The sequence below is a fragment of the Azospirillum brasilense genome (assembly GCF_007827815.1).
Classification (GTDB): Bacteria; Pseudomonadota; Alphaproteobacteria; order Azospirillales; family Azospirillaceae; genus Azospirillum; species Azospirillum brasilense_C.
Genome location: NZ_VITH01000005.1, coordinates 1 through 20,276, shown reverse-complemented (window position 1 = coordinate 20,276; position 20,276 = coordinate 1). Strand labels below are relative to the sequence as shown.

The window sequence follows — 20,276 nt, the reverse complement described above, 5'->3', positions numbered from 1 at the left end:
ATCGTGATTCCCCCAGCTTCTCGTGAACGTGCATCCGCACGAACGGTTCGTGCTGGGGGAAGGCTATCCGAAGCAACAAACTCCTAAAAATGGTTTATTTTTTCACATTCACCCGCATGAGGAGAGGGCTTGGCCGGGCGTCAGGTCCAGCGGAATTCCGCCGCCACCGCGCGGGCCTCCCCCGGCGTGATCAGGCGGTGGGTCGCCAGCTTCACCGAATGCAGCTTGCCGTCCAGGTTGGCCTGCCAGAAATCCAGGAACCGGCGCAGCACCGGGTAGCCCGGGGCGATGTCCAACTCTTGCCAGAGATAGCTCTGCAGCAGGTGCGGGTGGTCGGGCATGTGGTACAGAATCTCCGCCGTGGTCAGGCGGTAATCGCGAAGCTGAAGACCCAGACTGGCCATGCTCTGCCTCCGTGATGGTGGAACCGATGGCGTCCTTCCGCTGCGTCCTGGTGATTCTTTTGTGAAAGTGTGCCGTTCGCGGCTGCGGCAATCAACAAAATTTTTTCTGCTATTTCAATGCATTAGCAGCAAGTGTGGGCGACTGCTGCCAGGAATCGCACCGATTGCCGCAACGAGCCTCTTGAATCGAAACCGCAGCTCGATTAGCTGTCTGGCACTCGCCGGGGGAGAGTGCTAACAGCCCCGAGCCCGGCGCCAATCCTTTCAATAAGCCTTGATCCTGGAGGCATCCCCATGAAGTTCCGTCCGCTGCACGACCGCGTCGTCGTCAAGCGTCTGGAGTCCGACACCAAGACCAAGGGCGGGATCATCATTCCCGACACCGCGAAGGAAAAGCCCCAGGAGGGCCAGGTGGTCGCGGTTGGTCCGGGCGCCCGTGACGAGAGCGGCAAGGTCGTTGCGCTCGACGTGAAGGCCGGCGACCGCATCCTGTTCGGCAAGTGGTCGGGCACCGAGGTGAAGATCGAGGGCGAGGATTTCCTCATCATGAAGGAATCCGACATCATGGGCGTCGTCGAGGCCTGAGCCTCCGCCCGCGCTGAGCGATCCAACCCCCCGAATTTCAAGGAAGTGAGCAATGGCTGCCAAGGAAGTTAAGTTCTCCGCCTCCGCGCGCGAGAAGATGCTGCGCGGTGTGGACATCCTCGCCGACGCCGTTAAGGTGACGCTGGGTCCGAAGGGCCGCAACGTCGTGATCGAGAAGTCCTTCGGCGCTCCGCGCATCACCAAGGACGGCGTCTCGGTCGCCAAGGAAATCGAGCTGTCGGACAAGTTCGAGAACATGGGCGCCCAGATGGTGCGTGAGGTCGCGTCGAAGACGAACGACCTGGCCGGCGACGGCACCACCACGGCGACCGTTCTGGCCCAGGCCATCGTCCGCGAGGGCGTGAAGTCGGTGGCCGCCGGCATGAACCCGATGGACCTGAAGCGCGGCATCGACCTCGCCGTCGAGACCGTCGTGGCCGACATCCGCGGCCGCGCCAAGAAGGTCACGACCAACGACGAGATCGCCCAGGTCGGCACCATCTCCGCCAACGGCGAAGCCGAGATCGGCAAGATGATCGCCCAGGCGATGGAGAAGGTCGGCAACGAGGGCGTCATCACGGTGGAAGAGGCCAAGAGCCTCGAGACCGAGCTGGACGTCGTCGAGGGCATGCAGTTCGACCGCGGCTACCTGTCGCCGTACTTCATCACCAACGCCGACAAGATGATCGCGGACCTCGAGAGCCCGTTCATCCTGCTCCACGAGAAGAAGCTGTCGGGTCTGCAGGCCCTGCTGCCGGTCCTCGAGGCCGTCGTGCAGTCCTCGCGTCCGCTGCTGATCATCGCCGAGGACGTCGAGGGCGAGGCCCTGGCGACCCTGGTCGTGAACAAGCTGCGTGGCGGCCTGAAGGTCGCCGCCGTCAAGGCCCCGGGCTTCGGTGACCGTCGCAAGGCGATGCTGGAGGACATGGCCATCCTGACCGGCGGCCAGGTCATCTCCGAGGATCTCGGCATCAAGCTCGAGAACGTCACCATCGACATGCTGGGCACCGCCAAGAAGGTCGTGATCTCCAAGGAGAACACCACCATCGTCGACGGCGCCGGCTCGGCCGAGGACATCCAGGCCCGCATCGGCCAGATCAAGGCGCAGATCGAGGAGACCACCTCGGACTACGATCGCGAGAAGCTGCAGGAGCGTCTGGCGAAGCTGGCTGGCGGCGTTGCCGTCATCCGCGTCGGCGGCGCCACCGAGGTCGAGGTGAAGGAGCGCAAGGATCGCGTTGACGACGCCATGCACGCCACCCGCGCCGCGGTGGAAGAGGGTGTCGTCGCCGGCGGCGGTACCGCTCTGCTGTACGCCACCAAGGCCCTGGAAGCCCTGAAGCCGATCAACGACGAGCAGCGCGTCGGCATCGAGATCATCCGTCGCGCCCTGCAGGCCCCGGTCCGTCAGATCGCCTACAACGCGGGCACCGACGGTTCGATCGTGGTCGGCAAGCTGCTGGACCAGAACGACGCCAACTTTGGCTACGACGCCCAGAAGGGTGAGTTCACCGATCTGGTCGCCGCCGGCATCATCGACCCGGTGAAGGTGGTTCGCACCGCCCTGCAGGACGCGGCCTCGATCGCCGGCCTGCTGATCACCACCGAGGCGATGATCGCCGAGAAGCCGGAGAAGAAGGCTGCTCCGGCCGGCATGCCGGGTGGCATGGACGACATGGGCGGCATGGGCTTCTAATAGCCCGCGTCGAAAAGCTCACGTCATCCACGACGTTTGCGGCCAAGACGTTTGCGGAAAGGGCGGTCCTTCGGGGCCGCCCTTTTCCGTTTGGGCATCTCCCTGACGGACAGGGTGCCGCCGGCCGGCGTTTTGGATTGGAACGGTTCCAAACTGGGGGCGTTGACCTCCCAACCGGACGCCCCAGGGGTGCGCCGGCACGGCTTGCTGTTCAGGGAGAAAGCGATGGCTGACCAATCGAAGACTCTGACCAACCGTCAGGGCCACCCGATCACCAACAACCAATCCCAGCGCACCGTGGGAGCGCGCGGCCCGGCGACGCTGGAGAACTACCAGTTCCTGGAGAAGATCTCCCACTTCGACCGCGAGCGCATCCCGGAGCGCGTGGTCCACGCCCGCGGCTTCGTCTGCTACGGCGAATTCGAAGCGACGGGCAAGATCGGCGACGAGCCGGCCTCCAAATACACCCGCGCCAAGCTGTTTCAACAGGCCGGCAAGAAGACCCCGCTGGCCATCCGCTTCTCCACCGTCATCGGCGGGCGCGATTCGTCGGAGGTGGCGCGCGACCCGCGCGGCTTCGCGGTGAAGTTCTACACCGAGGACGGCAACTGGGACCTCGTCGGCAACAATCTGCCGGTCTTCTTCATCCGCGACGCCATCAAGTTCCCGGACGTCATCCATTCGCTGAAGCCCGATCCGGTGACCTTCCGCCAGGAGCCGAACCGCATCTTCGACTTCATGAGCCAGACGCCCGAATCCATGCACATGCTGACGCATCTGTTCAGCCCGCGCGGGATTCCGGCCAACTACCGGCACATGGAAGGCTTCGGCGTGAACACCTACAAGATGGTGAACGCCAACGGCGACACGGTGCTGGTCAAGTACCACTTCCACCCGCGCTGCGGCGTCGCCTCCCTGACGGCGGAGGAGGCGGCGAAGGTGCAGGGGCAGGATCTCGGCTCCGCCTCCAAGGACCTCTATGAGGCCATCGACCGGGGCGATTACCCGCAGTGGGATGTGTTCGTCCAGGTCATGGAGGACCACGACCATCCCGAGCTGGAGTGGGACCCGCTGGACGACACCAAGATCTGGCCGGAGTCGGACTTCCCGCTGCGCCACGTCGGCGTGATGACGCTGAACCGCAACGTCGAGGACTTCTTCAACGAGAACGAACAGATCGCCATGGGCACCGGCGTTCTGGTCGACGGGCTGGACTTCTCCGACGACAAGATGCTGGTCGGACGGACCTTCTCCTACTCCGACACGCAGCGCTACCGGGTCGGCCCCAACTATCAGCAGTTGCCGATCAATCAGGCCAAGAACGCGCCGGTCGCCACCAACCTGTCGGGTGGGCAAATGTCCTATCAGCGCGATCTGGCGCCGGGGCAGAACCCGCACGTCAATTTCGAGCCGTCCATCCACAACGGCCTCAGCGAAGCCCAGCGGGAGGAGCCGAACAACCCGCCGGAAATCCACGGCCGCCTGACCCGCAGCGTGATCGAGCGCCGCAACGACTACGTCCAGGCGCGCGCCCGCTACTGCACCATGATGGATTGGGAACGCGACGATCTGGTCTTGAACATGGGCACCCTGCTCGGCCAGTGCGAACGCGACGTCCAGGAACGGATGCTCTGGCACTTCTTCCTGGTTCATGACGATTACGGCAGCCGGGTCGCCGGCATGCTGGGCATGACCGCCGCCGACGTCGCCGGCTTGGCCCCCCTGCCCAAGCAGGTGCTGACCGACGAGGACCAGAAGCGGCTGAAGGCATTGGGCAAGAACGGCGACACCATCGACGCGAAGGCCTGGGGCCAGTGGACCGGCTCCGTGAAGGTCCACCGCGCCACGGCGGACGAGGTGGTGAAGGGTATGCCGTCCGGCGCGCAAGGCGGCATGGCCAGCCAGGCCGCGGCCGAATAGGCACAACCTGAAATAATCAATTGGTTGACGTTCCGATGGGGCGGCGGGTTCTCCCGCCGCCCCTTTTTCATGCCGGCACCGATGACTGTTTCCAGTAGGCACAATTCGTGTACGGACATGCGGCGCATTGCCGCGCGACACGCCTGTCACTGGTATCACCAGAGCGGTGCGTGTCACTGTCATTCCGCATCAAGGCATTAGCCAAAATATTAGAACTTCGATAAGGGAGAAGTGCGATGTCCATGCGTGCTGCCGTGTCCTTTGCGGTCCTGCTGGCGGCCTCCGTCGCCACCTTCGGCGCACCCGCTTTCGCCGCCGGAGAACCGATTTCACCGATCGAGCCGGCGAAGGTCACCAATCCCGGATTGGTTGAACTCGGCAAGAAGCTGTACTTCGATCCCCGGCTGTCCAAGTCCGGTTTCATCTCCTGCAACTCGTGCCACAACCTGTCCATGGGCGGCACCGACAACCTGAAGACCTCCATCGGCCACAACTGGCAGCAGGGTCCGATCAACTCGCCGACCGTGCTGAACTCCAGCCTGAACGTGGCGCAGTTCTGGGACGGCCGCGCGCTGACCCTGCAGGAGCAGGCCGGCGGCCCGATCGCCAACCCCGGCGAGATGGGCTCCACCCACGCCCTGGCGGTCGAGGTGCTGCGCTCCATCCCCGAATACCAGAAGGAATTCGGTGAGGTCTTCGGTGAGACCAAGATCACCATCGAAGAGGTGACCAAGGCCATCGCTGCCTTCGAAGAGACGCTGGTCACGCCGAACTCCCGCTTCGACCAGTGGCTGAAGGGCGACAAGAAGGCCCTGACCACCGTCGAGCTGGAAGGTTACGAGCTGTTCAAGGACTCGGGCTGCACCGCCTGCCACAACGGTTCGGCCGTCGGCGGCAACACCTTCCAGAAGATGGGCGTCGTCGAGCCCTACAAGACCAACAACCCCGCCGAGGGCCGCATCGCGGTGACCAAGGAGGAGGCCGACCGCTTCAACTTCAAGGTTCCGACGCTGCGCAACGTCGCGCTGACCTACCCCTACTTCCACGACGGCGAGGCCGCGACGCTGTCCGACGCTGTGGACGTCATGGGGCGCATCCAGTTGGGCAAGAAGTTCTCGACCGACGAGAACGCCAAGATCGTCGCCTTCCTGAAGACGCTGACCGGTGACCAGCCGAGCTTCGCTCTGCCGATCCTGCCGCCGTCCACGGACAAGACGCCGAAGCCGCATCCCTTCGACTGACGGGTTGGGAGGCTATTCTCTCTCCCCTCCGCTCACGCGCAAACGAAGTTTGCGCTGACGCGACAGGCGGACCTCTGGTCCGCCGAAAGCGGGAAGAGGGTTAGGGTGAGGGGGGTGCGCTTGTGCCGGACGTGCCGCCACGCGCAACCCCCTCACCGCCCGCTTCGCGGGCACCCTCTCCCCGGAGGGGAGAGGGTTGAGGATTGCCAGGGTGTCCAGGGAATCGACATGCGGTGGGGATGGAAGACGGCGGGCGGCTTCGGGGCGCTCGCGCTGGCCGGTCTGGTGGGCGTCGTCGTCGGAGTGGTCGGCTGGGGCGGCTTCAACACCGCGATGGAAGCGACCAACAGCATGGAATTCTGCATCTCCTGCCACGAGATGCGCGACACCGTGTATGTCGAGTACAAGACCTCGCCGCACTACCAGAACGCCTCGGGCGTAAGGGCCACCTGCGCCGACTGCCACGTCCCGCGCGACTGGACGCACAAGGTGATCCGCAAGGTGCAGGCGTCCGGCGAGCTGTACCACTGGCTCATCGGCTCCATCGACAGCAAGGAGAAGTTCGAGGCCAAGCGCCACACGCTGGCGCGCCGCGAATGGGACCGCATGCGGGCCACCGACAGCCAGGAATGCCGCAACTGCCATTCCTTCGGCGCCATGGATTTCCACAAGCAGACTCCGAAGGCGGCCAGCGCCATGGAAGGGGCGGAGAAGGCCGGCAAGACCTGCATCGATTGCCACAAGGGCATCGCCCACAGCTTTCCCGACGTGACCGCCGGTCATCGCCAGTTTTTTGCCAGCCTGTCGGAGCAGGCGAAAGCTTTGGCCCTGGAGCCCGGCGACACAGCCTACGCCCTGACCAGTCTCGCCCTGTACGGCGCGCCGCCGGCTCCGGGGGTCTCCGGGGACGGCGAGATTGCCGCGGCGACTCCGGTGAAGGTTTTGACAGTGGAAGGTGGCGCTCTGAAGGTGGAGATCACCGGCTGGCAGCGCGGCAACTCCACCCAGACGCTCTACGCCCAGCCGGGCAAGCGCATCACCATGGTCAAGCTGGACGCGGCGGCGACCGGGCAGACGGCTGCGCTGCGCACCGTCACCGATCCGGAGACCGAACAGGAGTGGACGGAGGTCCGCCTGACCGCCTGGACCAGGGCGGGCGGCTATGTGGGCACGCTCGGCGCGCTGTGGGATTACGGCGCGCGGGTCTACGACGCCAACTGCTCGCTCTGCCACACGCTGCACCCGCCGGGTGCCTTCGACGCGAACGCCTGGATCGGCAAGATGAACGCCATGAAGCGGCTGACCCGGCTGGACGAGGAGGAGGGCCGCCTGCTGCTGACCTATCTGCAGAGCCATGCGAAGGACGGCGCGCGATGATCGCTGCGGCGAGAACCCGAAGCTGCTAAGAGGGGTTTTCTACCACGGGCCGGCAATGAACGCGCCTCGCCCGACGGCAGACGACCACTTGAGAAAGAGGACCCCCGCGATGTCGACTCTGCACAAACAAGCCATGGAAGCGGTGCTTCAGGCCGCCTCTCACGACATCGTCGGCACGCTCCAGGAGCGTGGCATCACCGACAAGCACAGCGAGGAGGGCGACCTCGTCGTTCTCGACGTCGCGATCCTGCACGCCTACCGCATCTTCATGCGGATCTGCGAGGAGAATGGGCTGGAGGTGGACGCGGGCTATTTCGCCGACATGGCCAACGACCTTGCCGACGAGGTGGCCCAGGAGGACGACGCGGACTGAGCCGGTTCCGCGCCGCCGATTCCCGCTTCTTGAGTGCCCCGGTCCCGTCCCCGCTTGCCGCCACGCGGCGGGCCGGACGGGACCGGTCGACATCCTTCACCCCTCGGGGGACCCGATGACCGACGCCCCTGACACTGTCTTTTCTCCCGACGCCTTCTCTCCCGATGTTGCGATCATCGGCGCCGGCCCGGCCGGGCTGATGGCGGCGGAGGTCATCGCCGCCGCGGGCCGCTCGGTCGCCGTCTATGAACGGATGCCCACCCCGGCGCGCAAGCTGCTGCTGGCCGGGCGCGGCGGGCTGAACCTGACCCATTCCGAAGCGCTGGACGCTTTCACCGCCCGCTACGGCGCGCAGGCGCCGCTGTTCGCCGATCTGCTGGCCGACCTCTCCCCGGCGGATCTGCGCGACTGGGCGGCGGGGCTCGGGATCGAGACCTTCGTCGGCTCCAGCGGGCGCGTCTTCCCGGTGCAGATGAAGGCTTCCACCCTGGTCCGCGCGTGGCTGCGCCGGCTGGAGGGGCTGGGCGTCACCCTGCACACCCGCCACCGCTGGCTCGGCTGGGACGCGTCCGGCGCGCTGCGCTTCCAGCGCGGCGACGGCAGCGAAATCACCGTCGCCCCGCGCGCCACCCTGCTGGCGCTGGGCGGGGCGAGCTGGCCGCGCACCGGTTCCGACGGCGCCTGGACGGAGATTCTCGCCGCGCGCGGGGTGGACATCGCGCCGCTGCGCCCGTCCAACATGGGCTTCGAGGTGCCCTGGTCCGATCACCTGCGCGAACGCTTCGCCGGCCAGCCGGTCAAGAGCGTCGGCCTCGCCTTCGCCGACCGCCGGCTGAAGGGCGAGTTCGTCATCACCGAGACCGGCATCGAGGGCGGCGCCGTCTACGCGCTGAGCGCCCCCTTGCGCGACGCCATCGAGCGCGAGGGCTGGGCCGCCCTGACCATCGACCTGATGCCGGACCTGCCGGAGTCGGCGATCGCCAAACGGCTGCGCCGCCGCGGCGCGGAATCGCTGTCCACCTTCCTGAAGAAGTCCCTGTCGCTGACCGGCCCGCGCGCCGCCCTGCTGCGCGAGTTCACCCCGGCGTCGGCGCTGTCCGACCCGGCGGCGCTGGCCCGCCACATCAAGGGCCTGTCGATGGTGCTGACCGGGGTGCGGCCCATCGAGCGCGCCATCTCCACCGCCGGCGGCGTCCGGTTGGCGGAGCTGGACGATTCTCTGATGCTGACCCGCCTGCCGGGGACCTTCGTCGCCGGGGAGATGCTGGATTGGGAGGCGCCGACCGGCGGCTACCTCCTCCAGGGCTGCTTCGCCATGGGCGCGCGGGTTGGGAAGGGCGTGCTGGGGTATCTGGGGGGCTGAGTTTCATCCCTATTGCCCCCTCCCTAACCCTCCCCCTCTGCGAGGTGGAGGGGACTGCCGCCGCTTCGCAGAAGGCACCCTCTCCCGCGACAGCGGGGGAGGGCCGGGGTGGGGGCAAAGTGCTCGCCCGTCACCGCACCGGATTGCCGTAGTCGTACTGCACCTGGGGCGCGCTGCCCTTGCCGGTCAGGCTTTCGATCAGCGAACCGATGCCGCCCGCAACACCACCCGACGAACCGCGCGCCGGGGCCGGAGCCGCCGCCGGGGTGGCGCGGGCGGGCTCGGCGATGCCGGACGCGACGTAGGCGGGGGCGCCCTCCATCCCCGGCAGGGGGCGGGGCGGGCGTCCGGCGTGGGCGTCCAGCATGAAGCCCTGCCACAGCTTGGCCGGCAGGGAGCCGCCGGTGACCCGCTTCATCTCGGCGTTGTTGTCGTTGCCCAGCCACACCCCGGCCACGAGGTCGGCGGTGAAGCCGACGAACCAGGCGTCGCGGTAGTCCTGGGTGGTGCCCGACTTGGCCGCCGCCGGGCGGTCGAGCTTCGCCGACTTGCCGGTGCCGTACTCGATGACGCCGGTCATCATGCGGGTGAGCTGCACGGCGTGCGCCGGGTCGACCACCGGGACGGAGCCGCCGGCCTGCCGCCGGTACAGGACGTTGCCGTCGCGATCACGGATTTCGGTGATGGCGTAGGGCCAGACCGGGGCGCCGCGGTTGGCGATGCCGGCGTAGCCGCGGGTCAGCTCCAGCAGGTTGACCTCGCTGGTGCCGAGCGCCAGAGACAGGTCCTTGCCGAGCGGCGAGTTGATGCCCAGCCCCGCCGCCACCCGGCGCACCCGCTCCACCCCGATGCGGTCGATGATGCGCACGGTCGCGGTGTTGGACGAATGGGCCAGCGCGTTGGCCATGGTGATGGTGCCGCGGAACTTGCCGTCGTAGTTGCCGGGGCTCCAGGTGCCGATGCGGACCGGGGCGTCCTCGACCGGGCTGTCGGGCGACCAGCCGGCCTCCAGCGCCGCCAGATAGACGAAGGGCTTGAAGGCCGATCCCGGCTGGCGCATCGCCTGGGTGGCGCGGTTGAACTCGCTGCTGTCGTAGTCCCGCCCGCCGACCAGGGCGCGCACCGCGCCGTCGGTGGTCATGGCGACCAGGGCGCCCTGGCGGGCGTTGGCGGCGGCACCGGGGCCGGCCAAGGTCTCCTCCAGCCGCTGCTCCGCCGCGCGTTGCAGCTTGAGGTCCAGCGTCGTGCGCACCACCACGTCGCCGTGGCCGGAGCCGACGAAGGCCGAAACCAGCTCCGTCACCCAATCGGCGAAATAGCGCCCATCGCCGCCCGGCTTGCGCTTGGCCGACGGCGGGGCGTTGCGTGCCGCCTCCAGCTCCTGCGCGGTGATGAAGCCGGCGTCCACCATGGCGCCCATCACGACGCGCGACCGCTCCGCCGCCTCGTCCGGGTTGGAGGACGGAGCGTAGCGCGAGGGCGCCTTGAGCAGGCCGGCGATGATCGCCGATTCCCGCAGGTCGAGCTGGGTCGCCGGCTTGCCGAAATAGGTGCGCGCCGCCGCGTCCACGCCGAAGGTGCCCGCCCCCAGATAGACGCGGTTCAGATAGGCGGTGAGGATCTGGTCCTTGGTGAAGCGGTGCTCCAGCCACAGCGCCAGCATGGCCTCCTGGATCTTGCGCTTCAGCGACTTCTCGGGCGTCAGGAACAGGTTCTTGGCGAGCTGCTGGGTGATGGTGGAGCCGCCCTGCGCCGAGCGCCCGGACCGCCAGTTGACGTAGAGCGCGCGGGCCAGACCGATGGGATCGACGCCGAAATGCGAATAGAAGCGCCGGTCCTCGATGGCCAGCACGGCGTTGATCAGGTGCGGCGGCAGGTCGCGCACGCCCAGCGTCGTGCCGTGCAGGTCGCCGAAGCGCGCGAACTCCGACCCGTCGGCCGCCAGCACAGTGACCGAGGCGCGCCGTTCGAACTGCGCCACCTTGGAGATGTCCGGCAGGTCCAGCGCGAACCAGGCCAGCACCGCGCCCAGCGCGATGCCGCACCACACCCCCGCGACCATCCCGGCATAGACCAGCGTGCCGAGGATCGTCCGCCGCCGCCCGCCGCCGCCTCTGGCCGGTTTCGGAGCGGGCTTGCGCGGCGGCGGAGTGGCCTTCCGCGGCTTCTCGGCCTTGGGTTTCTCGGGCTTGGCGGGCTTTTCCGGCTTGGGCGCGCGTTTGGGCAGGCGGGGGCGCAGCGCCGGTTCCTCGCCCCGCGTCTGGATGGGGCGCGGCCCCGCAAAGAGTTCGCCCGGTCGATCGTTGCTCACGGCGCGGTCGCGGCCCCCAAGAAATCCATGCCCGATGTAATCTGTGATGGAAAGCTATACGCCGCCGCCCCGTTGCGACGAAAGAGCGCCCTCGAAAGAGATAAGATTTGTCTTAGCACCGTTGCAGATGGATGACGGGGTGGAAGAAAAGCCGCCGCGGACTGTTGTTTGTGTGAATAAGCGTTGACGCAGCGGAGAGCCTGTTCATGTCGAAGCCCCTGACCGTTTCCATTCCCCACAAGCTCGGCCGGGACGAGGCGAAGCGGCGCGTGGCGGAGGGGGTGGGGCAGGCCCGCTCCCACCTCGCCGCGGTCGCCAGCAGCATGGACGACCATTGGACCGACGACCGCGTGGATTTCCGCGTGGTGGCGATGGCCCAGACCGTCACCGGCTTCATCGACGTGCAGGACGACAGCGTCACCGTGGAGGTGCAGCTTCCCTGGGCGCTCGGCCTGCTGGCCAACAAGGTGAAGGACCGGCTGCAGAGCAAAGGCACGTTGTTGTTGGAGAAGAAGTGAAGTCCCTCTCCCGGGGCGGGAGAGGGGCAAGGCTACTCGGGTCTGCCGATCAGCCCGTGCTTCTTCAGCAGCCCGCGAAGCTGGTGGTAGCCGAGCCCCAGCGCCTCGGCGGTCTGGCGCTGGTTGAAGCGGTGCCGCTCCAGCGCCGTTTCCAGCAACCCGGACTCGAAGCGCCGCACCTGCTCCTGGAAGTCTCCGGCGGCAACGGGCGGCGCCTCCTCCGCGACCGGTGACGAGGCGGACACCGCCGGCGCCGCCGGCCGCCAGGCGGAGGCGAAGGGATCAATCAGGATGTCCTCCACCATCCCCTCCGGGTCGGACGCGGCGACGGACCGCTCCACCGCGTTGCGCAGCTCGCGCACGTTGCCCGGCCAGCCATGGTCCAGAAGCTGCTCCAGCGCCCGCGGGGCGAAGCCGGGGAACAGCGCCCGCTCCAACTCCCGCACCATGCCCAGCGCGAAATGCTCGGCGAGCACCGGGATGTCCTCGCGCCGGGCGCGCAGCGGCGGCAGGGTCACCACGTCGAAGGCCAGCCGGTCCAGCAGGTCGGCGCGGAACCGCCCGGTCTCGGCGAGCGCCGGCAGGTCGGCGTTGGTCGCCCCGATCACCCGGACGTCGACGGTCTGGGTCCGTCCGCCGACCCGCTCGATCTCGCCATACTCGACGGCGCGCAGCAGCTTCTCCTGAACGGCGGCGCTGGCGGTGGCGATCTCGTCCAGGAACAGCGTGCCGCCGTCGGCCTGCTCCACCCGCCCGATCTGCCGCCGGATCGCCCCGGTGAAAGCGCCGGCCTCGTGCCCGAACAGCTCGGAATCGAGAAGGCTCTCGGTCAGCGCGGCGCAGTTCACCTTCACGAAAGGACGGTCCCAGCGACGGGACAGATAGTGCAGGCGGGCGGCGATCAACTCCTTGCCGGTCCCGCGCTCCCCGATGACCAGCAGCGGGCGCTCCAGCGGTGCCACGCGGGAGACATGCGCAAGGACCGCGTGGAAGGCCGGGGATTCCCCGAGCAGGGAGGGCGGATTGGGCTGCATGGTCAAAAAGGCGAAGAGTTCGTGAATTTCCTCATTCTATCGCGGAAAGGGCGATGCTCCAAGCCCGGCCGACGTCCACCCTCTCCAGGAAATCCAAGGCTTTGCCGGAGTTTCCGGCGTTGGCACGGCCATTGCGAAGATGGGAACCAAACAAGGAGACCCGCATGAGCCACTACAGCGACTACCACCGCCGCTACACCCGCGAGGCCCGTCCGCTGGCCGCGCGCATCCGGACCTACCTGACCAGCCGCCCCACCGAGAGCTGGGCGTTCTTCGCCGCCGGCCTGCTGATCGCCACGATCCTCGGCTGACGCAACCGACGCCCGACCCAAAGCGACCAAGAACGGACACATCCCCATGAGCATCTTTTCGCGCCTGACCGACATCGTGCAGTCCAACCTCAACTCCCTGCTCGACCGCGCGGAGGACCCGGAGAAGCTGATCCGTCTGATCATCCAGGAGATGGAGGACACGCTGGTCGAGGTGCGCTCCTCCACGGTGAAGATCATCGCCGAGCGCAAGGAGATCGAGCGCCGCATCGCCGACCTGCACCGCGAGCGCGACTCCTGGGACCGCAAGGCCGAGACCGCCCTGACCCACGACCGCGAGGATCTCGCCAAGCAGGCGCTGCTGGCCAAGTCGCGCGCCGCCGAGGAGGCGGACGTCCTGACCGCCCAACTGGCCCAGGTCGAGGAGGCGCTGTCCAAGTCCAACGAGGACATCGGCCGTCTCCAGGCCAAGCTGACCGACGCCAAGAACCGCGAGAAGGCGCTGGTCGCCCGCACCAAGACGGCGGCCAACCGCGTGCGCGTCCGCTCCACCCTGCACGACGAGCGGATCAACGACGCCTTCTCCCGCTTCGAGCAGGTGGAGCGCAACCTCGACGAGCTGGAAGGCCGCGTGGAGGCCTACGACGTCGGCCGCACCAAGACGCTGACCGAGGAGATCGCCGAGCTGGAGGCCGACAAGAAGGTCCAGGACGAGCTGGCCGCGCTGAAGGCCCGCGTCGCCGCGCGCCGGGGAAGCTGATCCCGCACCGGTGCCGGCGCCAACCCAGGCTCCGTCCTTTCCGACGGTGGGGTTGGCGTTGAGTCCCCTCTCCCGCCGGTGCGCGGGAGAGGGGTTTCCCAAACAAAAAGAAAGGCCGTCCCCCGATGAGCGGTTTCAGCTTCGTCCTCGCGGTGCTCTTCATGACCGTGGTGGCACCGCTTTGGATCATCTTCCACTACATCACCAAATGGCGTGGGCAGCGCGGGCTGTCGGCCCAGGACGAGCAGCTCCTGGCCGAGCTGTGGGACATCTCGAACCGCCTGGAGGGCCGCATCCACGCGCTGGAACGGGTGCTCGACGCGGAGTCGCCCAATTGGCGCGACAAGCTGTGAGCCGGCCGCCTTCCCCCCTCATTCCGACCTGACGGGAGCCCGACGATGGACCGTTCTTCGCCCTACGACTCGCCCAACCCGCACCGGCTCTTCCGCGATCCGCAGCGTGGCGTGGTGGGGGGCGTGTGCGCCGGCATCGCCGACTACTTCGGCTTCAAGCCCGGACTGGTGCGGCTGGCCCTGGTGCTCGGCCTGTTCTTCTTCATGCCGCCGGTGATCCTCGCCTACGTGATCGCGGTGCTGGTCCTGCCGGTCAAGCCGCCGGCGGTCTACCGCAATTCGGAGGAGGAGGCCTTCTGGCGCGGCGTATCGATCAAGCCCGACCGCACGCTGGCCGGCCTGACGCAACGCTTCCGCGATTTTGAAAAGCGCGTGGGAAATCTGGAAGCGCACGTCGCTTCCAAAGAGTACGAACTCAACCGCGCGATCCGCAACCTGGACCGCTGACGGCAGCCCCGGAGCGCCTCCGGGGCCGAACCGCCGCCTGACCGCAGCGCCGCGTCCGCGGCGCCGGGCGGTCAGCGCCGACGGCGGTTCCGGCTGCGCACGCGCACCGGCTTCATGGCCGGGCGGGCGGCAGCGAGACCGGCGAGGGCCGCAGCCATCGCCCCAACGAGCACGACCAGATCGAGATCCATCATGGCTCCTCCGCTTGACCCGATCAGAATGACGCAACTGTGAAGGACATGGTAGCGAAAAGAGGTGACAGCAACCGTCCGTCCGGCCGATGACCGCCACCGGGGCTCCCCCAAACGGGGAAGCCTATCCGTCCGGGTCCTCAGTCGAGGTAAGGCTTCACCGAAAGAATGGAGAAGCCTTTGTGCACGGGATAGCGGGCGTTGGTCTTCTCCCGCGCCTTCGTCTCGTCCAATCCCCAGACCAGAAAGCGGCGTCCCCTCTTCCAGCGCTCCAGGGCCGTCTTCTCCAGGCCGCCGGTGACCCGCGCGCCATAATCGGCGTGGGCCACCGTCACCACCCATCCGGCGTCCGCCGGGGTGCGCCGATCGTCCAGCACATAGACCCGCCGGTCCACCGCGCCCGCCGCCGCCAGCCGCCGCTCCAGATCCTCGCAGGCCAGGTCGATGGAGTCCTTGCGCCGCCGCGCCGCGCGCAGCTCCCGCGCCTGATCCAGCGTGGCGCGGGCGAGGCGTTTGAGGCGCTCCACCTGGGCCTGCCGGCGGGCCGCGGCGCTGGCGATCCGGTCCTCCGCCGTCCGGAGCTGCCGCCGCGCCGACAGAAGCGAGACCGCCACCGTCGCCACGCCGACCAGCGCGGAGAAGAGATAGGGGATCGGCGGATGGGCCATGGCGCCCTCAGCTCGCTTTCGCCAAGGGGAGGGCGGCGTCCAGCGTGGAGTCGCCGTAGCCGGCTTCCGCAACGCCGGTCATGATCGCGGCGTTGGCCGCGACCGGGGAGGCTTGCGGCGCTTCCTGGATCCGCAACACCACATAGCCGAAGGCGGGCGGGTAGCGCCGCTCGATCTCCGCCCGGGCCACCGGCATGGTGCGCGCCCACACCTCGACCGTCTGGGGCCTCGCCCAGCCGGAGTCGATGAAGGCGTGCTGCGCCGGCTGGTTGGTGCCGCCGCCGACGTATTTGTTCGCGACCTGTGCGATGTAGCAGGGGGTTCCGGCGACCTCCTCGCCGATCAGCCGCAGGAGGTCGTCGCCGCGGTTCTGAAGGTCGCGCAGGCGCCGTTCCAGCGACTGGCGCCGCCGCAGGGCCTCGCCGCTCTCCCCCTCGGCCTTGCGCAGGTCGGCGATGCGCTGCGTCCGGCGCGCCTCGAACCCGGCTTCCATCTTGGCGCGGCGGGCAAGGAGGTCGCGCAGGCTTCCGGTGCCGAGCCGCCGCTCGATCGCGCGCTCGCCGAGCAGAACCGCCGCCTTGCCGATGCCGAACCCCAGCCCGGCCAAGGCAAGCGCCAGGAACAGGGCCTGAACGTACGCGTGCCACATGGCTGAAACCCTGAACTGAAACCCAGAGCCCTCGGAGGAGACCGCAGCGGGACCGAATTCCGCTCGTCGCTTGCGCCGTCTCATGATGTCGAGTCCGGTTGAGCGGTAATCCACGCCCTTGGACCCTGCAACGCCAAAGTGCAGAACCCTTGAAATTTGCAAATTTTGTTCAAGCCCGGGAAATATCCGTATGCGGGCGGTGTGCGATCACTTTGCGGACCGCCGGAAAAGCGTTGCTTTGTTGCGAGCAGCGCCGGGGATCGCGATGGCGGATCAGGGGCGGGGCGGCGCTTCCGGATCGTCGGCCACGCACACGCGGTTGCGTCCGGCCAGCTTGGCCTCGTAGAGCGCGGCGTCGGCGCGGCGCAGCGTCAGCTCGATGGAGGATTCCGCCGCGCGCCATTCGGCCACGCCCAGGCTGGCGGTGATGGGGATGGACCGGCCGTCGGTCATCACCGGGCTGCCGGCGATGGCGGCGCGCACCCGTTCGGCGACGATGCGCGCCCCGCCAAGGTCGGTCTCCGGCAGCAGGGCGACGAACTCCTCCCCGCCGAAGCGGGCGATCTGGTCGGAGGTGCGCAGGGCCTCGCGGGCGCGGATCACCGCCGTGCGCAGCGCCTCGTCCCCGGCGGCGTGGCCATGGCCGTCGTTGACCGCCTTGAAGTTGTCGAGGTCGAGCAGGAGGACGCTGAGCCGCCGCCTGTGGCGATGCGCCCGCCCCAGCTCCGCCGCGGCGAGGTCCAGGAAATGCCGGCGGTTCCACACGGCGGTCAGCGGGTCGACGGTGGCCAGCCGCTCCAGCTTGGCGTTCGCCGCCTCCAGCGCGCGGGTGCGCTCGGCGACGCGGGCCTCCAGCGTCTCGTTGGCCTCGCGCAGCCGCTCGTACAGGCTGACGTTGGCGAAGCTGATGGCGATCTTGGAGGCGAACACCTCGACCAGCGCGCGGTCCACGTCGTCCAGCGGGCGGTCGGTGTGGATCCAGGCCGCCACCTCGTGCCCGTCCGGCACGCGGATGAACAGGGTCGTCTCGTTGGGGCCGTAATGGCTGCGGCGGCTGCGGAAGGCGTCGGTGATGCGGCCGGCAAGGGCCGGCGGGATCGCCGCGCCCGGCCTCACCGCCTCGGCCGGTGACGCCGTCCGCCCGGCCGCCTCGGCGTAGCAGCCGGCGCCGGCCAGCACGTAGAAGGCGCCGTCCGGCAGCGGCCGCCCGGCGGCGCCGCGCTGGGCGCACAGGACGGCGTCGGGCTTCACCCGCAGGAAGGCGGACAGCTGGGTCAGCACCCCGGCGGCGAACTGCTGCATGCAGCGCAGCTCGAACAGCCGGTCGGTGGACTGGATGATCTGTTGAAGTCCGCGGCGGTTGGTCTCCAGCGCCACGATGTCGGCGTAGGCGCGCAGGGCCGCGACGACGGAGGTGAACAGCTTCTTGGCCGTCAGCTCCGCCTTGGACTTGTAGTCGTTGATATCGTAGGCGAGGACCACGTCCTCCTCCGGCGCCTGACCGGGCTGGCCGGTGCGCAGGATGATGCGGATGGCGTGGTTGTTCAGCTCCTCGCGGATGGTGCGGACCAGCCGCAGCCCGGCGTCGTCCGTCTCCATCACCACGTCGAGCAGGATGATGGCGACGTTGGGGGTGCAGCGCAGGATGGCCGCGGCCTCGCCCGCCGACAGGGCGCTGACCAGCGACAGGCGCCGCCCCTTGTAGCGCAGGCCTCCCAGCGCCAGCCGGGTGACCGCGTGAACCTCCGGATCGTCGTCCGCGATCAGCACGATCCACGGCTCCGCATCGTCTTCCGGCGGCGGCGGCAGATCGTCGTCTGCGAACAGAAGGTCGGTTCCCATGCTGTGCGTTCCGCCCGTCCTGCCCGTCCTTCAGGCCTGCATCGGCCAACAACCGGTTCCCCGGCGATGCCGGCCAGGGTTTGTCCTGCGGATTGCTGTCATCCAGCGGTAACCGATGCAACTTCCCCTGCGCAACGGGTTCGTTGTCCTTATGGATTGAATTTCGTCCTTTCGCAACCGTCGGTCCGCGGCGCACCGTTTGACCGCGATCAAAGCGGGCGGTGGTGGCGGGCGGCAGACTGCGTTGAAACGGGATGGCGGCGGGCCGTCTTTCCGCAAGTCTGTGGAGCGGGTGTTGCGCATGTTGGATCGGCGGATGTTTCTCACGGCCATGGGGGCGAGCCTGACGGTGGGCGCCCTGGCCATCGCGGTGCGCAGCCTGGCCGGCACTTCGCCCGCCTCGGCCTTCTCCTCGGCCAAGCCGGAGGTGATGGTGTGGAAGTCGTCGACCTGCGGCTGCTGCGGCGGCTGGGTGGACCACATGCGGGCCGCCGGCTTCCCGGTGACCGTGCAGGAGGTCGACGATGTGGAGCCGGTCAAGACGCGCCTCGGCGTGCCCGCCCGGCTGCAGTCCTGCCACACCGCCCTGGTCGGCGGTTACGCGTTGGAAGGCCATGTGCCCGCCGACAGCGTGCAGCGGCTGCTGCGCGAACGCCCGCCGGCGGTCGGCCTTGCCGTTCCCGGCATGCCGCAGGGCTCGCCGGGCATGGAAACCGGGGTGAAGGACCCCTACGACGTCGTGCTGTTCGGTGGAGCGGGCGGCGACCGCGTGTACGAGCGGCGCTGACGCTTCCGGGATAAGCCCGATACCCCGTTCCCTTGGGGCTTGTCCTTCCGTTCCTTGCTTCCAGTGGTCGGCCATCCAGGGGCCGGCCGGCTCGGCGGAACGGAGGGAACGGCGTGACCACGGCATTCGACCTCGTCATCATCGGCTGGCTGAACGGCTACAGCCGCGCCAGCATGGCGGCGGACAAGACCATCTACGTCATCGCCCAGAGCGACCTGCTGAAGGGCGGCGTGCTGATGGCTCTGCTGTGGTGGTGCTGGACCCGGCGCAGCGGGCGGCTGATCGGGCCGGACCTCTACGCTTTGCGGACCATCGTCGGGGCGCTGCTGGCCATCGCCATCGGGCGTGGGATGCAGAACTTCCTGCCGATGCGCCTGCGCCCGGTCCATGATCCGGAACTGGGCTTCGTCGTTCCTTATGATGTGAACGCCTGGGCGGTCGACGGCTGGAGTTCCTTTCCCAGCGACCACGCCGTGCTGTTCTTCGCGCTGGCCGCGGCCCTGTGGTGGTCGAACCGGCTGGTCGGGGCCTTCGCCTTCCTGTGGACGCTGGTGGTGATCTGCCTGCCGCGCGTCTATCTCGGGCTCCATTTTCCAACCGACATCCTGGCGGGTGGACTGGTCGGTGTCCTCATCATGGCGGCGGTGCTGGCCGTCCCCGTGCCGGAGCGGCTGACCCGCCGCGTCCTCGACTGGCAGGAAACGCAGCCGGGGATCGTCTACGGGCTGGCCTTCCTCGTCACCCTTCAGATGGCCACCCTGTTCGCCAACGCCCGGCGGCTGGTCGAGGGGGCGATGACCGTCCTTCTTGGCTCGTGATGCGCTGCAGCGAAAAAAATGCGTCGCGGAGAAAAAAGCTCTTGCCGGACTAATCCAACCCGCCTATAACCCGGCTCCCACGACGCCGGGGCCGCTGAGAAGCGCGACGGCGGAAGGGAAAAGGCAGAAATGCCGAAGACGAGACGAAGTAAAGTCGGCCGGCGCAAAAACAAAGGCTTGACAGACCGCTTCGGATCTTCTAAACAAAGCACCCCGACGCGCCGCACCGAACTCCGGTAGCGCAGCGCAGGATGGGCAGCGGTTCTCCTGAGGGCCGCGGGATCTTGGATATCGTTGATACCGTGTTGTGAGAAGGGATGCGCAGGCGGCGGTTTTGACCGTTGGCCGCGGACCGGTTCCGGAGGGGACTGGCATCGCGGGTCGCTTGAGCATCTCGGTCAAGCAGTAAGAGACGAACAGTTTCGAAAGCTTGGGTGAGGTCGCGTTGAGCGGCCCTGTCAAGTGGATGCGGTCTTCGGACCGCTGTCCAGCTTGAACCTGAGAGTTTGATCCTGGCTCAGAACGAACGCTGGCGGCATGCCTAACACATGCAAGTCGAACGAGGGCTTCGGCCCTAGTGGCGCACGGGTGAGTAACACGTGGGAACCTGCCTTTCGGTTCGGGATAACGTCTGGAAACGGACGCTAACACCGGATACGTCCCCCAGAGA

At 67.9% G+C, this 20,276-nt stretch carries 21 protein-coding genes and 1 rRNA gene; 15 read left to right on the top strand and 7 right to left on the bottom strand.

Going from position 1 to position 20,276, the window contains the following annotated elements; genetic code table 11:
- Positions 1-140: 140 nt before the first annotated feature.
- The gene (locus tag FBZ83_RS11315) at positions 141-404 is read right to left on the bottom strand and encodes an usg protein (RefSeq protein WP_014239086.1); all 264 of its coding nucleotides are present in this window, start codon (positions 402-404) and stop codon (positions 141-143) included.
- 294 nt (positions 405-698) lie between these two features.
- Between FBZ83_RS11315 and groES the strand changes: the two genes are divergently transcribed.
- From groES to FBZ83_RS11275, 7 genes are all read left to right on the top strand, one after another.
- Entirely contained in the window at positions 699-989 is a 291-nt protein-coding gene (gene groES / locus FBZ83_RS11310; RefSeq protein WP_014239088.1) for a co-chaperone GroES, read from the top strand.
- Positions 990-1,041: 52 nt separating this feature from the next.
- On the top strand, positions 1,042-2,685 hold the full coding sequence (gene groL / locus FBZ83_RS11305) for a chaperonin GroEL (RefSeq protein WP_014239089.1): 1,644 nt from the start codon (positions 1,042-1,044) through the stop codon (positions 2,683-2,685).
- Between the two features lie 225 nt (positions 2,686-2,910).
- Positions 2,911-4,605 (top strand): catalase, encoded by a 1,695-nt coding sequence (locus FBZ83_RS11300; protein ID WP_145682589.1) that lies wholly within the window; start codon positions 2,911-2,913, stop codon positions 4,603-4,605.
- Between the two features lie 236 nt (positions 4,606-4,841).
- Positions 4,842-5,846, top strand: a complete 1,005-nt coding sequence (locus tag FBZ83_RS11295; RefSeq protein ID WP_145682587.1) for a cytochrome-c peroxidase — start codon at positions 4,842-4,844, stop codon at positions 5,844-5,846.
- A 228-nt stretch (positions 5,847-6,074) separates the two neighbouring features.
- Positions 6,075-7,223 (top strand): NapC/NirT family cytochrome c, encoded by a 1,149-nt coding sequence (locus FBZ83_RS11285; RefSeq protein ID WP_145682580.1) that lies wholly within the window; start codon positions 6,075-6,077, stop codon positions 7,221-7,223.
- Between the two features lie 109 nt (positions 7,224-7,332).
- The gene (locus FBZ83_RS11280; protein ID WP_014239094.1) at positions 7,333-7,596 is read left to right on the top strand and encodes a hypothetical protein; all 264 of its coding nucleotides are present in this window, start codon (positions 7,333-7,335) and stop codon (positions 7,594-7,596) included.
- Between the two features lie 115 nt (positions 7,597-7,711).
- Entirely contained in the window at positions 7,712-8,959 is a 1,248-nt protein-coding gene (locus tag FBZ83_RS11275; protein WP_145682572.1) for an NAD(P)/FAD-dependent oxidoreductase, read from the top strand.
- Positions 8,960-9,089: 130 nt separating this feature from the next.
- Here the strand turns inward: FBZ83_RS11275 and FBZ83_RS11270 are convergent, their stop codons facing one another.
- Positions 9,090-11,270, bottom strand: a complete 2,181-nt coding sequence (locus tag FBZ83_RS11270) for a transglycosylase domain-containing protein (RefSeq protein WP_145682564.1) — start codon at positions 11,268-11,270, stop codon at positions 9,090-9,092.
- Between the two features lie 206 nt (positions 11,271-11,476).
- On the opposite strand from FBZ83_RS11270, the gene FBZ83_RS11265 reads away from it, so the two are divergent.
- Complete coding sequence (locus tag FBZ83_RS11265; protein ID WP_014239097.1) at positions 11,477-11,788, top strand: polyhydroxyalkanoic acid system family protein; 312 nt, start codon at positions 11,477-11,479, stop codon at positions 11,786-11,788.
- Between the two features lie 32 nt (positions 11,789-11,820).
- Here the strand turns inward: FBZ83_RS11265 and pspF are convergent, their stop codons facing one another.
- A complete protein-coding gene (pspF, locus tag FBZ83_RS11260) occupies positions 11,821-12,822 on the bottom strand; it encodes a phage shock protein operon transcriptional activator (RefSeq protein ID WP_145682555.1) in 1,002 nt (333 codons plus the stop codon).
- A 164-nt stretch (positions 12,823-12,986) separates the two neighbouring features.
- Between pspF and FBZ83_RS31410 the strand changes: the two genes are divergently transcribed.
- The 4 genes from FBZ83_RS31410 (at position 12,987) to pspC (ending at position 14,651) form a co-directional block, all read left to right on the top strand.
- The gene (locus FBZ83_RS31410) at positions 12,987-13,133 is read left to right on the top strand and encodes a hypothetical protein (protein ID WP_014239099.1); all 147 of its coding nucleotides are present in this window, start codon (positions 12,987-12,989) and stop codon (positions 13,131-13,133) included.
- Between the two features lie 46 nt (positions 13,134-13,179).
- The gene (pspA, locus tag FBZ83_RS11255; RefSeq protein ID WP_035670837.1) at positions 13,180-13,851 is read left to right on the top strand and encodes a phage shock protein PspA; all 672 of its coding nucleotides are present in this window, start codon (positions 13,180-13,182) and stop codon (positions 13,849-13,851) included.
- Between the two features lie 125 nt (positions 13,852-13,976).
- On the top strand, positions 13,977-14,204 hold the full coding sequence (gene pspB, locus FBZ83_RS11250; RefSeq protein WP_109067670.1) for an envelope stress response membrane protein PspB: 228 nt from the start codon (positions 13,977-13,979) through the stop codon (positions 14,202-14,204).
- A gap of 45 nt (positions 14,205-14,249) precedes the next feature.
- Positions 14,250-14,651 carry an envelope stress response membrane protein PspC gene (gene pspC / locus FBZ83_RS11245; RefSeq protein WP_145682549.1) on the top strand — a complete coding sequence of 134 codons (402 nt, stop codon included), beginning with the start codon at positions 14,250-14,252 and terminating at the stop codon, positions 14,649-14,651.
- Between the two features lie 71 nt (positions 14,652-14,722).
- Here the strand turns inward: pspC and FBZ83_RS32320 are convergent, their stop codons facing one another.
- From FBZ83_RS32320 to FBZ83_RS11230, 4 genes are all read right to left on the bottom strand, one after another.
- Positions 14,723-14,845 carry a hypothetical protein gene (locus FBZ83_RS32320; protein ID WP_014239103.1) on the bottom strand — a complete coding sequence of 41 codons (123 nt, stop codon included), beginning with the start codon at positions 14,843-14,845 and terminating at the stop codon, positions 14,723-14,725.
- A gap of 137 nt (positions 14,846-14,982) precedes the next feature.
- Positions 14,983-15,510 (bottom strand): hypothetical protein, encoded by a 528-nt coding sequence (locus FBZ83_RS11240; protein ID WP_145682545.1) that lies wholly within the window; start codon positions 15,508-15,510, stop codon positions 14,983-14,985.
- Positions 15,511-15,517: 7 nt separating this feature from the next.
- A complete protein-coding gene (locus tag FBZ83_RS11235) occupies positions 15,518-16,159 on the bottom strand; it encodes a hypothetical protein (RefSeq protein ID WP_186466045.1) in 642 nt (213 codons plus the stop codon).
- A gap of 273 nt (positions 16,160-16,432) precedes the next feature.
- Entirely contained in the window at positions 16,433-18,001 is a 1,569-nt protein-coding gene (locus FBZ83_RS11230) for a diguanylate cyclase (protein WP_145682543.1), read from the bottom strand.
- Between the two features lie 316 nt (positions 18,002-18,317).
- On the opposite strand from FBZ83_RS11230, the gene FBZ83_RS11225 reads away from it, so the two are divergent.
- The 3 genes from FBZ83_RS11225 to FBZ83_RS11210 form a co-directional block, all read left to right on the top strand.
- Complete coding sequence (locus FBZ83_RS11225; protein WP_145682540.1) at positions 18,318-18,788, top strand: DUF411 domain-containing protein; 471 nt, start codon at positions 18,318-18,320, stop codon at positions 18,786-18,788.
- Positions 18,789-18,901: 113 nt separating this feature from the next.
- Entirely contained in the window at positions 18,902-19,606 is a 705-nt protein-coding gene (locus FBZ83_RS11220) for a phosphatase PAP2 family protein (RefSeq protein WP_145682536.1), read from the top strand.
- Between the two features lie 494 nt (positions 19,607-20,100).
- A 16S ribosomal RNA gene (locus FBZ83_RS11210) occupies positions 20,101-20,276 on the top strand; the annotation flags it as partial.

What these genes read in the sequence shown, in the direction of transcription:
- FBZ83_RS11265 (WP_014239097.1), top strand. Translation starts at nt 11,477, where the DNA reads ATGTCGAAGCCCCTGACCGTTTCCATTCCCCACAAGCTCGGCCGGGAC.
- FBZ83_RS11295 (WP_145682587.1), top strand. Translation starts at nt 4,842, where the DNA reads ATGTCCATGCGTGCTGCCGTGTCCTTTGCGGTCCTGCTGGCGGCCTCC.
- groES (WP_014239088.1), top strand. Translation starts at nt 699, where the DNA reads ATGAAGTTCCGTCCGCTGCACGACCGCGTCGTCGTCAAGCGTCTGGAG.
- FBZ83_RS11230 (WP_145682543.1), bottom strand. Translation starts at nt 18,001, where the DNA reads ATGGGAACCGACCTTCTGTTCGCAGACGACGATCTGCCGCCGCCGCCG.
- FBZ83_RS11280 (WP_014239094.1), top strand. Translation starts at nt 7,333, where the DNA reads ATGTCGACTCTGCACAAACAAGCCATGGAAGCGGTGCTTCAGGCCGCC.
- FBZ83_RS11315 (WP_014239086.1), bottom strand. Translation starts at nt 404, where the DNA reads ATGGCCAGTCTGGGTCTTCAGCTTCGCGATTACCGCCTGACCACGGCG.
- FBZ83_RS11275 (WP_145682572.1), top strand. Translation starts at nt 7,712, where the DNA reads ATGACCGACGCCCCTGACACTGTCTTTTCTCCCGACGCCTTCTCTCCC.
- FBZ83_RS11225 (WP_145682540.1), top strand. Translation starts at nt 18,318, where the DNA reads ATGTTTCTCACGGCCATGGGGGCGAGCCTGACGGTGGGCGCCCTGGCC.
- FBZ83_RS11285 (WP_145682580.1), top strand. Translation starts at nt 6,075, where the DNA reads ATGCGGTGGGGATGGAAGACGGCGGGCGGCTTCGGGGCGCTCGCGCTG.
- FBZ83_RS31410 (WP_014239099.1), top strand. Translation starts at nt 12,987, where the DNA reads ATGAGCCACTACAGCGACTACCACCGCCGCTACACCCGCGAGGCCCGT.
- pspF (WP_145682555.1), bottom strand. Translation starts at nt 12,822, where the DNA reads ATGCAGCCCAATCCGCCCTCCCTGCTCGGGGAATCCCCGGCCTTCCAC.
- pspC (WP_145682549.1), top strand. Translation starts at nt 14,250, where the DNA reads ATGGACCGTTCTTCGCCCTACGACTCGCCCAACCCGCACCGGCTCTTC.
- pspB (WP_109067670.1), top strand. Translation starts at nt 13,977, where the DNA reads ATGAGCGGTTTCAGCTTCGTCCTCGCGGTGCTCTTCATGACCGTGGTG.
- pspA (WP_035670837.1), top strand. Translation starts at nt 13,180, where the DNA reads ATGAGCATCTTTTCGCGCCTGACCGACATCGTGCAGTCCAACCTCAAC.
- FBZ83_RS11235 (WP_186466045.1), bottom strand. Translation starts at nt 16,159, where the DNA reads ATGTGGCACGCGTACGTTCAGGCCCTGTTCCTGGCGCTTGCCTTGGCC.
- groL (WP_014239089.1), top strand. Translation starts at nt 1,042, where the DNA reads ATGGCTGCCAAGGAAGTTAAGTTCTCCGCCTCCGCGCGCGAGAAGATG.
- FBZ83_RS32320 (WP_014239103.1), bottom strand. Translation starts at nt 14,845, where the DNA reads ATGATGGATCTCGATCTGGTCGTGCTCGTTGGGGCGATGGCTGCGGCC.
- FBZ83_RS11300 (WP_145682589.1), top strand. Translation starts at nt 2,911, where the DNA reads ATGGCTGACCAATCGAAGACTCTGACCAACCGTCAGGGCCACCCGATC.
- FBZ83_RS11240 (WP_145682545.1), bottom strand. Translation starts at nt 15,510, where the DNA reads ATGGCCCATCCGCCGATCCCCTATCTCTTCTCCGCGCTGGTCGGCGTG.